Consider the following 15,348-nt stretch of genomic DNA (forward strand, 5'->3'; position numbering starts at 1 on the left):
AGCTAAGCTGGTGGATATTTACTAAGCAGAAAAAGTTATCGTTTATATGTTTAAAGCCAAGTACTGTCATTAACTTGTGTTAATTTGTCTGCGGAAGTCTTGTAATAGGTGCTTTGTGTAAAGGCATCTTGACTACCAATAGAACAAACGGTTCCTTGAGATAAGGTCTTAGACAGCTTTTGTCCCTTTTGGTTATAAATGTGTGCTGTTGTCGTTGTTTCCAGACGGAAATCATTGGGAGATGCCGTTTCAATCATACTGTCATCAGTTTGAGTGTCTTTAGTTAAAATTTTAATATCACTAGCCTTGACGAATTCATCTTTCGATAGACGATAGTAAAAGCCTTGTGGCGTTAGATTTTTGTATGATGTCGTTGTTGCAGCTTGAACAGTGTCAGTTAGTGCAGGGATGCTTGTTACGCCTGTACCAATTACTAATAGAGAAGTTAAAAGTAGTGTCTTTTGTGTTAATTTCATAAGTTCTACCTTCTTAGATATTTTAATAAAATGTCTTTTCAACAATAACTAGAATAATTAATATCCTGTTATCAAAAAATATCATAACTTATCGGAAACTGAATGTCGTGTTTGGCGTGTAGCCATTCAGTATACAATCGCGTTGTGCTAGTTAAATATGCCACCTCCAGGAACAAGAAATTTAGGTCGGGGGACCGATTCGAGCCAAAGAGCGGTCTCAAATCTCGATTTTGAACCTCGCAAAAATACGCGAGTTTCAAAACTCGTCCCGTGGTGTAAGATCTAAAGCTCTAACGCCACCTTCACAGCGACCTAAATTCTTGTTCCTTCCGGCTAGTTTATTCGGCTTTTTTGATTCCGAATTATTGGAGTATCGAAACTTAAAGACGATTTAGAAATTTTTAATTTTTAGATACATATCAAGTTATGACAAAAAATAAATCATATGCATAATTTAAATTGGTGGCTATAAATCAACTAGCACGGCACGTTATACAAAAGAGACTGCAAAGAAAAGTAGTTTTTTTTATGCATTACAACAAAGAACCCAGCAATCCAAAATCGGATTACTAGGTTCTTTTGCTTTAGTGATTGAAAGTTGACTATGTTTCGTCGTACTTCCGTTTTATTAACTTAATTTCTTGATCCAGTGTTTTAGCACAACAAGTAATGCTAGGAAGAAACCACCGATAATCAAGAGTAAGTTATTTTCATTACCAGTCTGAGGTAACTTGTCCTTGCCATAACCAATACCTGTGTTTGCGTTAGGCATTGTTCCAACACTTGATGAGCTGCCATTGTTGTCAGTCGAAGGATAAACTACGCTAGGACCAGGATTTGGACTTGGTTTAGCGGGTTCACTAGGATTTGTGACAGGAGGTGTAGGTTTGCTTGGTTCAGTAGGACCAGGGTTAGTAACAGGAGGTTTTGGTTTACCGGGTTCGGTAGGACCGGGGTTAGTAACGGGAGGTTTTGGTTTACCAGGTTCGGTAGGACCAGGGTTAGTAACAGGAGGCTTTGGTTTACCGGGTTCAGTAGGGCCAGGGTTAGTAACAGGAGGTTTTGGTTTACCAGGTTCGGTAGGGCCAGGGTTAGTAACAGGAGGCTTTGGCTTACCGGGTTCGGTAGGGCCAGGGTTAGTAACGGGAGGTTTTGGTTCACCGGGTTCAGTAACACCAGGTTCAGTAGGTGTTGGCTTGTCTGTGGCTGTTACCTGAGCTTCCTGATCTTTGGTAATTGTGAACTTAATAGGAGTTGTATTAAGTTCATAACCGTCAGGGGCTTTTGTTTCAACAAAGTAATAGTCGCCAGCCATAAGGCTAGGGATTGTAAATTTACCATCTGCATTAGTTTTTAAATCAACTAACATAACGTCTTTGTTGCTATCTAGTAAATCATAAACTGCTCCGGGTAAAGGAGTTTGTAATGTAGCACCATATTTAGTAAAAACAACACTACCAGTATCGAAGTCAGACAAAATTGGATTATTGAGTTTAGTTAATTCAATAGGTGTTGTTTGACCAGCAACCACAGTGAATGGAATTGGTGTATTGCTAGGTAAATATCCTGCAGCGGGCTTTGTTTCAACAAATTGATATTCGCCAGGTGCTAAATCGGTGATAGCAATTTCGCCCTCACCATCTGTGACAAGATTTTCTTTGATTACGTTGCCATCTTTATCAAGCAAGTTAAAGGTTGCTCCGGCAATTGTGTCTCCGTATAAAGCATCGATTTTCTTTAGAATGACAGCGCCTTTTTCAGGTGTATCTTTTTGTTCAGCACTGACATCAACTTTATCATTATCAGGAATGGTAATTTCGATTGGTGTAGAGTTTAGAACATATCCATCAGGAGCTTTAACTTCAGTTAAGGTGTAGCTGCCGTAAGGTAAGTCGTTAATTCTTATTTGACCATCTGCGTCAGTTGTAATAGCTGAGTCAACAACATTGCCTTTGCTATCTTTTAGTTCATAGATAGCACCAGCTAAAACTTTACCAGTTGTGACATCAGTTTTGGTTAAAGTAATTGAACCAGTATCTGGTTCGCCGCCACCTGTACCGGAACCACCCCAAGAAGTTGAAGAGTCAACCGTATGTTCACCTTCACTTGAACCCATTGTGGCATGGTTTGTCCAAGTGTTTGTACCGCTCAGATTAGGATCGATTACTCTGACGGTATAGTAAATGTCAACAGCCGTAGTAATGGTACCAGGGAATGTAATAATAACCTTGTTACCACTAGTTGTAACAGTCGGAGATAGTTGTTGACCATTACTTTGGAAACTGCCATTTACAAACGATCCGGCCATTGCTGTCAATGAACCAGGGATATATTCTTGGTTAGGGCCAAGCGTATCAGTAAGAACAACATTTGTTAAAGTCTGACTGTTTGGATTAAAAGCAAGGTTCCAAGCTAATTCATTTGGAACTTTTCCGGAAGTTTCGGTCATAGCGTAGCCGGAAATCCAACCATTTTTATTGAACATCCAATTGCTACCGTCGTTACCATCGCCGTTATTAGAACCTTTAGCAATGAATGATAAGGTACCATGACGATTTTTGGTAGTATTAGATAAAGCATCGTTAAAAGTGATTGTACCAGTCGTTTGACCAGCTTTGATGGAAGCAGTACCGATTTGAACGTTGTTTGAATCATAAATTGGGAATGTTAAATCATTTACTTTTGTGATACCACTAGGAAGTTCAAATGTTACAGTATCGCCACTGTTGATTTTTTCACCGTCAGGAATATTCCAGTTGTAATTGATATTGAAATTCTCCCAACTGTAGAGATTACTTGAAGGATCAACCGGATTCCCTTTCATATCGGTAATGACGGCATCTTTACCAGTTAAACCTGAAACTATAAGTTCAGCTTTAGGTGTCGTATCGACGGTGCTGATTGTTGCTGTGGTAGTTTTAGTTGTAGAAGCAACAGTGTTGATCACAGGAGCTGCCGTTTTAGTCGTACTAGCAACGGGGCTAGTTACAGGCGGAGCAGTTTTTGTGGTAGTCGTGAGACTCTTTAGAGCGCTGCTGCTACTAGTTACTGGCGGAGATGTCGCTGTAGTGGCAGTAATTGGTGGAGAAGTTGTTGCCGCCTCAACAATTTGTGCGTTCGGCATAATCAGAAACCAGAAGGCAATGAATAGGCCTACAATAGCTATACCAATTAACGACATAGCCATCAGTTCTCTTTTTATTAATTTCATTTTTCAGGCCTCCAGTAAGAATGGAGTAAATTATTTATTTAGAATGTAATATCCTTATTCGCTATTACGCCGAAATTATATGGCCTAAGGTGGTAGAAAGTAAACTAAATTAACCATTTAATATTTTATACTGGTATATCAACATTTTTAATATATACCAATTTTAAATAGGCAAGAAAAAAGTCTTAAAATCATCAGACATATTATCTGCTGATTTTAAGACTTTTTGTTTTTGTAGTTTAATATGCCGTCTCCAGAATCGAGAAATAGTTACTGGCTATGCTATGCGGACCAGTCTGAGCCAAGGTCTCATACCTCGGTGTGAAGCCTCGCAAGCAAGTCTCCAAACACGCCCGGTGGTGTAAGTGCTAAAGCACTTACACCACATTCACAGCCAGTAACTATTCTCGATTCTTCCGACTGAAGTTTTTTTATGAATCTAAATTTCTTGCTTCTGGAGGCGGATTATTACAACCTCCACAGAACATTTAACTAGTACTAAGTGTATTCTATATATTTTGTAGTCAAGATAGATTGTAAGCAGATGAATTATCTGACTAAACCTCAGAATATTCGGCGGATTCTTTCGTGAAATCTATTTCGTTGAACCGCGATTTTCTGATGATGAAGAAAATAATTGTTAACAAGATAAAGGCGAGGGTGATTGATAAGATAATCATTATATCTGGGATGGCAGAATCACCAATCATTAAAGTTTGTCTCAAAGCAGCAACGCTATAACTCATTGGTAAGTAGGGATGAATGGCGTTGAAAAAGTTGTTTGATAGTTGAATTGGATAAGTTCCGGCTGATCCACCTAGTTGAAAGACTAATAAAATCATACTGAGGAATGAACCGACTTTTCCCAAGACTAAGTTCAACCAACAAACAATTGACATAAACATGCAGCTGGTTAGTAATAAAACGACAAACGTTGGAAATGATTGCACGGGTGCTAAACCATCAATTAAACTTAATAAAATGAAGACAGCAAGTGATTCACCTAAGGCAAAGACACCAGTTGTCGTAGCTTTACTTGCCCACCAAGCGATACCTGTTCTAGGAAACTTTCTTGGTGTATAAATGTCAAACATGAGATTGAAGGCGAGGGCTCCAACGAAGAGGGAAACGGACAACATATATGGCGCCATGCCGGTTCCGTTATTAGGGGCATCGTCACGTTCCGTATGCTTAGTTGTTGCTGGTTGAGCAATTTGATCGTAGGTTAGGTTGGTAGCCTTGATATTAGATTTTTTAGCTCCCTGTGCTAATTGGTTCGTCAATGTTTGGTTGCCAGAAGTAATTTGGTTAACCCCAGTTCCTAATTGTGCAGAACCTGTGGCTAAAGTTTGAGAACCGGAAGCAATTTGGGTTGCACCGTTAGTTAGTTGACTGGCACCACTGGTTAACTGTGAACCTTTGGAAACTAACTGATTGATGCCACCATTCAAGCTAGTAGCTCCAGTTGCTAATTGGTTGACTCCCGAAGTTAAGCTTGGCATTTGCGAGTTCATTTGACTGATACCACTACTCAAAGAATTAGCACCACTAGTTAAGGCCGAGCCATTATTGGCCAATTGATTTGTCCCAGAACTTAATTGATTAGTACCTTGAGCTAATTTGGAAGTATTGGCATTGATATCGGTGATACCTGAGTTTAGTTGGGACATTCCTCCTGCAACAGTACCTAATTGGGTAGTTAATTGTGAGGAACCTGTAGCTAGTTGTGCAATAACGGTGGATAAGTCGTTTTGAGATGAACCAATTGTTGCTTGAAGCGTATTTAGTTGGGTTGCGGCAGTGGCTTGTGTTGCCATTAAATCATTGATATCTGAGCTTAGGGTATTAGCGGCTTTAGTTAAGCCATCGCTATTTGAACTATTAACAGCTGTTAAAATCGCACTTTTTTGTGTAGCTGTTAAACCTTGCTGATCAGCTACTTGAGAAATTTTACTTGTTGTTGTCTCATTTTGATCACTAATAGCTTGTTGCAGATTAGTTAAATCAGTTTTAATCGTTTGAGCCTGTGTAGAACTATTGTCAGTTAATTGTTTTTTCATGTTTGCAATCGAATCGTCCAGTTGACTGGAATTGGTATTTAAACCAGAGCTGACTTTTTGAAGGTTAGTAGTCAAATCCTGACTAGCTGTGTGTAATTGTGACAAGCCAGAGTTCAATGTATTGGCACTATCTGATAGTTGGCTAGTACCATTTCCTAAAGCAGTAGCACCGGAATTCAAGGTGCCAGCAGCAGAATTAACAGAAGCTACACCTGTCGTGTAGTTTTGAAGACCAGATGTTAAAGCTAGTCCACCGTTATTTAATTTACTGACACCATTAGCTAAGCTATTAGATTTATTGTTGAGTTGATTTAGACCATTACTCAATGTCTGAGAACCAGATGATACTTGATTGACACCGGCAATGTATTGGTTGAGGCCTTGATTCAAAGTTTTAGTTCCACTTGCAAAGGTTAAAGAACTTTTAGATAAAGTATTTAAGCCATTAGTAATTTGTTGATTGGAACTTTCAACTTTTGTGCCACCAGTAGCTAACTTTTGACTGCCAGTTGCTGCCGTATGCATTCCTTTAGATACTTGTTTAATGGAATTGAACATGGTTTTGGAATAAGTCTTTGTAACTTGTTCGGAGACGGATTGAGCAGCTTTTTGAGCGGCCTGAGCAGTCATTTTGGAAGCTGTAAAGTTATGACCAGCGCTTGTTTCGTAGTTTAATACCATTTTCTGTGGTTTTTTGTCGAGTAAAGTCGTGGCATTTTTTGAGAAATTCTTGGGGATAGTAATGACCATGTAGTATTTACCATCCGACAAGCCTTTGTTGGCAGCAATGCTTGAATCCAGAATGTGAAAATCCATTGCAGTAGATTGACTGAGGCTTTTGGTTAAATCCTGTCCAACTTTTAATTTTGTTCCCTGATAATTAACATTTTTATCGTGATTAACAACCGCTACTGGGAGATTTTGCAGTTCTCCGTAAGGGTTCCACATTGATTTCAGGAACGTGACCGAATAAATTGATGGAATAAAAATCATAACTGCGAATACGATGACCATTAATTTGTGCTTTGCTATGTATTTCCATTCTGCTTTAATCATAGGTTTGCTCCTTTGGAAAATATGTTATAGTTGTCTTGAAAAATAATAATACACAACTGTGGCTTAAATAATAACGCAAAATAATTTCAAATCCACAACATAAATCCACAATGTGTGTAATATCTTTGAAAAACATAATCAGGTGAGAAAGAATGAAAAAAGTTGATCTTAGAGTTCAGAAAACTAATTTGGCTTTGCAACAGGCATTTCGGCAGTTGGCTAGCACAACGAGCTATCGAAATATTACGGTTAAGGAACTGACAGAAACAGCACATATTAATCGCAAGACGTTTTATCTACATTACGATTCAATTGAAGATTTTTCCGATACTGTGGTGGATGAAATTGCTGATAAATTATTGCAATTGATGATGGAGAAACCATTGCGACAAGGATTAGCTGAACCAGGTTTTATTTTTGACAAAGTTTTAGATTTTTTCCAAGAATCACGAGAGTTTTATACCATCATGATGACTTCAGACGACTACAGTTTTCTTGCACGGAAAGTGGAAACCAAGTTAGCAAAAGGTTTATCAGAGGCAATTTATAAGGATTTTGATATTTCCAAATTAGATTCGTTTGTCTGTGCTAACTTTTTGATTCGGAATACTATGATGCTGTTTCGAATTTATAATGGTGATCGGATGAACCTTGAAAGAAATGAGTTTCGAGACCGTTTGATTCGACTTGATTCCAGTGGACTAAGCTCCTTTATTGATGTTGAAAGAAATATAAGAAAATAAATTTTTTTAGAATAAATACAAATTAATAAAAAAGCGCTATCATTATAGTAGTTATTATGTTGGAAACGCTTTTAATAGACAATTAGTCTGATGATTTCTAATTTACTAATTAATAGAGGGGAGGGAACCTGATGGAACTTAAACAGAATTTAAATCAAAAACAAGTTCAAGGGTTGTCTTTAACGCAAGGAATGCGGCAATCAATTTTAATTTTGCAATCGGATGCCATTGATTTGGCTGATTATTTGAATGAACAAAGTTTGGAAAATCCACTCTTTGATGTACGGGTCAATTTGGATATGCCATTTATCGATAATGAGGGTAGTGGTTCATATCAAATTAAGGATGAGCAACAGTCGTTGTTTGAATATTTGTTGGACCAAGTCCAGCTGACAATGCGGAAAACTCCGTTGCGTGATTTAGTTGTTTATTTAATTGAGCAACTTGACCCAAACGGTTATTTAACATTATCAGATGAAGAAATTTTTGAAGAAGTAGACGATATCACACCAATTATGTTGCTGGATGCGAAGACTTTATTGCATCAACTCGATCCTCCCGGGATAGGGGCTCGTGATTTACAAGAATGTCTTTATTTACAAGCTGAGGCAGACAATGCTGATAAGGCTGTTATGTCAATGTTGAGTGATAATTTTGATTTATTTACTAAGCATGAATGGAAAAAGTTAAAACGTGCTTTGAAATTGTCCAACACTGATTTGCAAGAAGATATTAACTTTATTCAATCGTTATCAGCTAACCCTGGACAGCGTTATACATCACAAAATGAACAATACGTTGTACCGGAATTAGCCGTGAAGAAGAATGGCGATAAATTAACATTATCAATTACTAAATATGGTCAACCACAATTGATCTTTGCGGAAGAAACTTATGACAATTTAGTTAAATCTACTGACGAAGACGTTAAGAAGTATATTCGAGATAAATATAATCAATATCAAACCTTGGAATATAACTTACAACGTCGAATCGACACTGTTTCCATTATCGGTAAATGCATTGTGAAGAATCAGTATAAATTCTTTATGCAAGAAACTGAATCATTGGCACCATTGTTGATTCGGGATGTGGCTCAAAAACTTCAAATGAGCGAGTCAACAGTCAGTCGAACAATTAATGGTAAATATATCCAAACTGATTTTGGTATCTTTGAATTGAAACAATTCTTCTCACGTCGCAGTAAAGTAACTGTGGGTGAGGATCAATCAGTTGATCAAGTGAAGAATAAACTCAAAGGAATCTTGGATGCTGAGGATAAAAAGAAGCCTTTGAGTGACCAAAAGATTTCCGATATGTTTAAAGATGATGGTTTGCAAATTGCTAGAAGAACCGTAGCCAAGTATCGTGAGCAGTTGGGTTACCCATCGACTAGTCGCCGTCGAATTTAGTTAGAGAGTGTAAGGCGACCGCTTAGATTCCGAGCAATTTCCTAGCTCTCCGAATTATCCGCGTATTTTGCGGATGATTTGGGGAGCGTATTTTGCGGATGATTTGGGGAGCGTAGAAATGCACAGGAATCTGTCGCCTGAAACTCGTTTTAGTTAGAGAGCGAAGGCAGGGTGGTCAACTCCCGAGCATTTGCATGACTTCACGAATTATCCGCGTACTTTGCGGATGATTTGGGAAGTTAGGCAAAGCGGAAGGAGTTACCCTGCCGTAGCTCGTTTTAGAGCCACTGAATATATAAACCAAAAAATACTAGCAGTTCAGAATGAAATCGGATTACTAGTATTTTTTTTGCCCAAATACTCGAAAACTAACCATGTTTTCTTACACTCTTTCTTTTTGGCACGAAATATTTGTATAATGAACTAACCGAGGGGAGTACATTATATGAATATTGGACAATTGATCAATCAAATCGTTTTGATGTTTTGTTTAATGCTAGTTGGGGTTTTAATTAATAAATTAAAATTTATGCATTCACAGACGTCGAGTGATTTAACAAACGTATTATTGTACATTGTTTCACCATGTTTGATTATTAATGCTTTTGAACAACCATATTCTGGTAGCCGAATCAAACAATTTTTATTGGCTATTGCGGGTGTCTTTTTGCTATATATCATTGAGATTATTGTTGCTAAATTAGTCTTTGGACGTTTGAAGAATCAAAATTTACGACGAATTGCCCAGTATGGCAGTATTTATTCAAATGCTGGCTTCATGGGGATACCACTAATTAGTTCATTATTTGGCTCTGAGGGTGTTTTCTTCGCCGTCGTGTCATTGGCAGCGTTCAATATTTTCAGTTGGACACAGGGAGTTTCATTGTTCAAAGATAATGATAATGGAACAGTCGAGAAAACTGATTGGCGTCAAGTGTTGTTAAATCCTAATATTATTGCTATTTTTCTAGGTATTTTATTATTTATCTTCTCAATTAAAATCCCAGCTACACCAAATCAAGTCATTAAATATGTTGGGTCTATTAATACGCCTCTTTCAATGATTGTCATTGGTAACAGTTTGGCAAATATCAAATTTAGTCGTGATATGTTGAATAAAGAAATTGGCTTGACGATTTTATTAAGAAATTTATTGTTCCCAATTATTGGAATCGTGTTATTGAAAGTTATCGGCGTGACAGGAATTGCCTTTTATACCACCGTTGTCATGGCAGCTTGTCCAGTTGCAGGGCTAGTTGTACTGTTTACCTTGCAGGTTGACGGGGATACTGCTCCAGCCATTTCGTTGATGAGTTTATCAACTATTTTAAGTTTAATTACGATTCCGTTAGTGTTTGCTTTAGGAAATCTGATATAAAAACAAAAAAGTTATCAATTCATTTAAGGATTGATAACTTTTTTCATTCACCATGTTTTTTGCCACGAATAACGTGATCAGCGTGTTCGAGCATTTCGTTAATAACGTCCAAAATATGTGGATCATCTAGCCGATAATAATTAAATTTACCTTTTTTTTCAGAACTAACTAGCTGATGTTTTTTTAAAATTGATAATTGGTGGGAAACAACTGATTGCTCTAAATTAAGCATTTGACCGATTTCATTGACGTTCAAAGTATTGTCTTCTAATAACTTTAACATCTGTAAACGGTTGGGGTTACTCAATAATTTAAAGATTCGTTCCGATTCAATCAAATGTTTTGAATCAATCAATTTTACTTGCTCTTCTTTAGCCATTGTTATAAGTCCTTTGCAATGTAATTACATCTAGTATACAGCAGAAAAAGCTTAGAATAAGGCAATAAGGTGGCTAACTAAACCACTGTCCCAGAAGACGTACAAACCGATTAGCACGTAACAAACTTTCATCAACTTCTCACCGTGAGCTTCCATGACTTTCGAAACAGCAGGGATGTCAGCGACTATTTTGATTAAGAGAACAACCAAAATAGTTAAAGTACCAATAAATAAGAGTGTAATGAAAAAATTAGGAATCGTTTCACCAACTAAAACAGGCAGGAAAATAGAAAGATTACAACCAGCACAAACTGATAAGTAGGTAATCAGAGTACTAATAGTTTCTGATTTACGAGTGGCTTTTTGATTATCCACATCGTCATCGTCATGAAAAGCCATGTAGATAGGCAGGATACCTAAGATACCTAAAATCCATTCTGGCATAAAAGCAGCCAAAGCTTTACCAACAACAAAACTGGCAGTTAATAGGATAATATTTCCCAGCAAGTAACCCAGCATGACATGAGATAATTTATACTTCTTGAGTAAAAAAATTAACATGAAGAAAAAATCTAAATTAACACTTAAAAAAGTTAAAGCTAAAATCCAATAATTCAAAGAAAGCCTCCTAAAGATACATGTTATAGGTAACATATGTTATATACAACATATATAATACAACCACCATTAATATTTGCAATAAAAAATCAGTCGATAAGTTACTCCAGTAAACAAAAAAATAATCAAATTATTTCCTACTTATTTGGAAATAATTTGATTATTCATTTTAAGTTGATATATACATAATATTGAATAAATTAGCTTCCGGTTACCCCTTTAAGCTGTCATGAAAGAACTCCACAGTAATATCAAACAAAGGCTTAAGGATGGCAACAATCATCAAGGTCAAATCGACGAATAACAGTTTAATCATCCAGGCGACTGACATATCGGTCGTAAGGTGGAAGTAGAGGGCGAAGAGGCCCAAGAATACCGCCACGAACGCAAAAATATAAATTACAACCAGACCGATCAATTCTTCTGTTTCGTTTTCTTTGTGTTCCATAATAATCTCTCCTTTGAAGCCGAGCGCAAATCTTCCTCATTAACACCCCACGTTTTGTATACGCTTACATTATACCATTTTTTGGAACAAAAAAAGGCGCAAATCCATGTTAGACATGAGTTTGACGTCTTTTTTTTACAAGTTCAAATATTTACTTTCAATATAATAACCATCACTCAATTCAGCCCAGACACTGTAGTTGTCTAGTTGGACAATTTGCTTAACGAAAACATTTTGACCACCACGATAACGTTGATTATCCATGTCACCATAAGGTGTTTTCCAAGCTGTGATGTATTGGTCTTGGTAGTACATTACTTTAACTGAACGCTTGATTGGCATTTGGTCGATAACTGAGTAGGTGTAGCTGATATTGCTAGCCGTTTCAGCTAGAGGACTGTTTAGCATTTCTTGGCGTGGCGAAGTTTGTTTGATTACACGAGTTTTAATGCTTTCTGTCGTAGGAATCCAAGTGTTGCCACCGAGGTTGTACCAAATTGTACTGTTATAAGTTTCTTGAACAGCACGGTAAACTTTCCAAGTTGTTCCATAAGGCAATGTTTTTTCAAGTGGATTCTTGCTTAAAGGCTTGCTGAAGACGTGAACATTATTAGTCGTTTCAACAAACAAGTTTTTATTGATCTTGTAATCTTTCGTTGGCAAAACATTATAAACGTATTCTTGTTCTTGAACGTGTGAAGTAAATTGACCGTTAGCTTTTCTTGGTGAGTGAACTAAGAAATGGTCAGCTTCTTCAAGCGGTTTAGTGTCGAATTGACGGTTCAAATCGCCTTCAAGATATTGTGGATCAGAAATCAAGTTACCGTCGGTATTGCGGTGATAAACGATAACAGGAGCAGATAACTGACTCGCATAAACTAGATAGATTCCGTCAGAATTAGGGATAAATGTTTGTTGGAAATTAGTCACTGATGACAAAACATATCCTGGAATTTCTTGCCAAGGAATATCTAGCTTATCTAAATAATGTCCCTTGATCGTAGTTGGTTCGGCGATTTCTTGGCTAAGTGAGTCAACATAGTGAACTTTGATTTTAACATCATCGCGAGCTATTTTTTTGACTTTAGGTGAGAGTACATTATTTTCCATAGTTCTTTCCCCGTTATGGGAAAAGCGGTGCGTATTCTTATTTCCCATAATAATCCCTTCTAACATTAAATTAGTGTCATTCTAACATGAAAAAAATCCCCGAATCGCCTTTATATAGGTATCTTAAAGATATTTAAAAGAAACCTAACAAAGAGTAAAGAAAATTTTAAACATTTCTATTTTATGTCGTCCAGAAAACTATTGAATTGATTCCAGTTTTTTCTAGATAGGTCGTGACTGGAATATTAATTAATCTAAAAGTGGCATATTTGCACCTGTTAGTTTATATATTTCATTAAAAGTCAAATAATCTTTCTTATAAGTTAAATCATTTTAGCAAAGATATAATTATAGAAACTGATAATATTGACGAATTGTCTGATGATATACTTTTTATACATAAATAATGTAAGGGGTTTAATGATGCGGAAATCAAAAAAACGTTGGTTAATTATACTTATATTTATTTCCTTATTATCTGCCTCTTCGTTCAATCAAAGATATAAACAAGTAAAAGCTGACGATGCGGAGACGACAGTGGTAACGCCATATAAAAAACCAAGTGGTGATGCTAGTTCATTCTTAGGACTACGTACTAGAAGTGGCTATATTTTACAACCAGCTGAGCAGACATATATTGAGCTTGGTCAGACGAAAAGTATTTATGCGGATGCGAGAAGATCTTTGGCAGCTCAATTGGTTTGGGGAATACCTTACCCTAATCGAAGTTATCAGTGGTATAAATCAACTGATGGGAAAAACTGGTCCAAGGTATCTAGCAAAGAATCAGGAACTAAAAATACCTTACCTTTAACTCCAAGTGAAGTTGGGACAACATATTATCAATTAAATACTTATTGGACAGACTGGATTGGCTTCACTAGGAATAAACAATTGTATTCCAATGTAGCAACAGTTAATACAGTGCCAGAACCGGTTGACGCTGAAGATGTAAAAGTAACTACTGATGACGATTATTTGTACAATTCAGTTAATGATATCGTTAATACTGAAACATACGCCCATGCAACTCCAATACCAGCCAATTTTACAGGTACGGTTACTTGGAGTGTGGACGATACTAACTTAGCAACAATCGATTCAGAAACTGGGTTGATTACGGCTAATACAAATCGACTGGGTGGTGATTTAACTGTCACTGCTACTATGCACAATCCAATTGGTGATGATATTCAGGGTTCAACAAAAATTACGATTGGTGGCGGGCTAGAAGATCAAACAGTCCATGCCGGAAATACAGCTACCTTTGACCTTCGTGGTAACGTCGGTGATTTAGACGATGATGATGAGGACGATAGTGATGGTAATAGTGAATACACAGTTAAATGGTACAAAGAAGATCCAATAACTCACTCCAGAACGCAAATTCAAAAGGATAATCCACAGGCACTTTCATACACAACACCAGAGACCACTTTGGATGATGATGGGACGATTTTCTTAGCTATCGTACAAGTTAAGTATAATGGTAAGACATATTCGTACACGACAGCTGATGCTTATTTACACGTTTTACCAGAAGGTGGACCGGATTTATCTCTAACAAATACTTTGAGTAATGAAACTTATAAAGATAATAATAATACGGATACAGTATTGTTTGGCGTTAACAACGGTGATTCAATCAAGTATACCGATACCGTTAAAAATGAAAGTACTTCGGGAACTTTGAAAGATGCTAAATATACGTTGCCTTTACGTAAAGGGACTCAAGTTACGAGTGTTAAAGTTGATGGAAAAGATACAACTGATTATGAAACTGTTGCAAACGATGACACAAATAGTGACGATTTAGTTATCTCAGGTTTAAATTTCAAAATAAATGAAAGCCATTCAATTGAAGTTAACACGACAGTATCCGGAATTGATTCCAAGACAAGCTATACATCAGTACCGTATATCACAGGTAAAAATGATGACAACAATACATATCAAAAATTTGGTAATGATGAGACATTGAATTATACAACTAACTCTGTTGTAGTAAGCAAAGTTAGAGATATTGATTATGGAACGATTAATAGCGTAGGTACAGGAAAGACATTGGCACGTCAAGATGAATTGAACTTGCCAAATAATATGATGGAACTGGAAGACATGCGTCGTAATAAAGAACCACTAACAGTAACTGTTTCTCAAGACGCACCTCTACAAACCAAGACAGGGGATGTATTTGCTGGAAATCTACGTTTTTATAAAGATGGAGATTATACTGATTTGTTAGAAAAACCAGCAGTCGTTGCTACAACCAAAAAGGATGAAGAACTACTCTCACTTGGTTGGGACAAAGATAATGGAATTCTGTTATATCTCCAATCGAAACTAAACGTTGCAGGAACATACAAAACAACCTTGAGTTGGACAATCTCCGATAGTGTTTAGAAATTTAAGTAAAAAAGTAGTTATGAAAAGTTGAAATAAACTTTCTCATAACTA

At 36.8% G+C, this 15,348-nt stretch carries 11 protein-coding genes; 4 read left to right on the forward strand and 7 right to left on the reverse strand.

Annotated elements, in window-relative coordinates; all coding sequences use genetic code 11:
* Positions 1 to 50: 50 nt before the first annotated feature.
* The 3 genes from FD31_RS08215 to FD31_RS08225 all read right to left on the reverse strand — a co-directional run bounded on the left by FD31_RS08215 (position 51) and on the right by FD31_RS08225 (position 6,803).
* Positions 51 to 476 carry an SLAP domain-containing protein gene (locus FD31_RS08215; RefSeq protein ID WP_057892293.1) on the reverse strand — a complete coding sequence of 142 codons (426 nt, stop codon included), beginning with the start codon at positions 474 to 476 and terminating at the stop codon, positions 51 to 53.
* Between the two features lie 628 nt (positions 477 to 1,104).
* Complete coding sequence (locus tag FD31_RS08220) at positions 1,105 to 3,687, reverse strand: LPXTG cell wall anchor domain-containing protein (RefSeq protein ID WP_057892294.1); 2,583 nt, start codon at positions 3,685 to 3,687, stop codon at positions 1,105 to 1,107.
* Positions 3,688 to 4,244: 557 nt separating this feature from the next.
* A complete protein-coding gene (locus FD31_RS08225; protein ID WP_057892295.1) occupies positions 4,245 to 6,803 on the reverse strand; it encodes a YhgE/Pip domain-containing protein in 2,559 nt (852 codons plus the stop codon).
* A 152-nt stretch (positions 6,804 to 6,955) separates the two neighbouring features.
* Here FD31_RS08225 and FD31_RS08230 point away from each other — a divergent pair, with 152 nt between their 5' ends.
* From FD31_RS08230 to FD31_RS08240, 3 genes are all read left to right on the forward strand, one after another.
* Positions 6,956 to 7,546, forward strand: coding sequence for a TetR/AcrR family transcriptional regulator (locus FD31_RS08230; protein WP_057892296.1), 591 nt, complete (start codon positions 6,956 to 6,958; stop codon positions 7,544 to 7,546).
* A gap of 131 nt (positions 7,547 to 7,677) precedes the next feature.
* Entirely contained in the window at positions 7,678 to 8,958 is a 1,281-nt protein-coding gene (gene rpoN / locus FD31_RS08235) for an RNA polymerase factor sigma-54 (protein ID WP_057892297.1), read from the forward strand.
* Positions 8,959 to 9,403: 445 nt separating this feature from the next.
* A complete protein-coding gene (locus FD31_RS08240; protein ID WP_057892298.1) occupies positions 9,404 to 10,336 on the forward strand; it encodes an AEC family transporter in 933 nt (310 codons plus the stop codon).
* A 43-nt stretch (positions 10,337 to 10,379) separates the two neighbouring features.
* On the opposite strand, the gene FD31_RS08245 is transcribed toward FD31_RS08240, so the two are convergent.
* The 4 genes from FD31_RS08245 to FD31_RS08260 form a co-directional block, all read right to left on the reverse strand.
* Positions 10,380 to 10,715 carry an ArsR/SmtB family transcription factor gene (locus tag FD31_RS08245; RefSeq protein ID WP_057892299.1) on the reverse strand — a complete coding sequence of 112 codons (336 nt, stop codon included), beginning with the start codon at positions 10,713 to 10,715 and terminating at the stop codon, positions 10,380 to 10,382.
* A gap of 51 nt (positions 10,716 to 10,766) precedes the next feature.
* On the reverse strand, positions 10,767 to 11,333 hold the full coding sequence (locus tag FD31_RS08250; protein WP_057892300.1) for a cadmium resistance transporter: 567 nt from the start codon (positions 11,331 to 11,333) through the stop codon (positions 10,767 to 10,769).
* A gap of 211 nt (positions 11,334 to 11,544) precedes the next feature.
* Positions 11,545 to 11,781 carry a hypothetical protein gene (locus tag FD31_RS08255; protein ID WP_057892301.1) on the reverse strand — a complete coding sequence of 79 codons (237 nt, stop codon included), beginning with the start codon at positions 11,779 to 11,781 and terminating at the stop codon, positions 11,545 to 11,547.
* 135 nt (positions 11,782 to 11,916) lie between these two features.
* Positions 11,917 to 12,891, reverse strand: a complete 975-nt coding sequence (locus FD31_RS08260) for a MucBP domain-containing protein (protein WP_164480490.1) — start codon at positions 12,889 to 12,891, stop codon at positions 11,917 to 11,919.
* 420 nt (positions 12,892 to 13,311) lie between these two features.
* Here FD31_RS08260 and FD31_RS08265 point away from each other — a divergent pair, with 420 nt between their 5' ends.
* Positions 13,312 to 15,294 (forward strand): Ig-like domain-containing protein, encoded by a 1,983-nt coding sequence (locus FD31_RS08265; protein ID WP_162258545.1) that lies wholly within the window; start codon positions 13,312 to 13,314, stop codon positions 15,292 to 15,294.
* Positions 15,295 to 15,348 lie beyond the last annotated feature (54 nt).

The organism is Companilactobacillus nantensis DSM 16982 (assembly GCF_001435815.1).
Classification (GTDB): Bacteria; Bacillota; Bacilli; order Lactobacillales; family Lactobacillaceae; genus Companilactobacillus; species Companilactobacillus nantensis.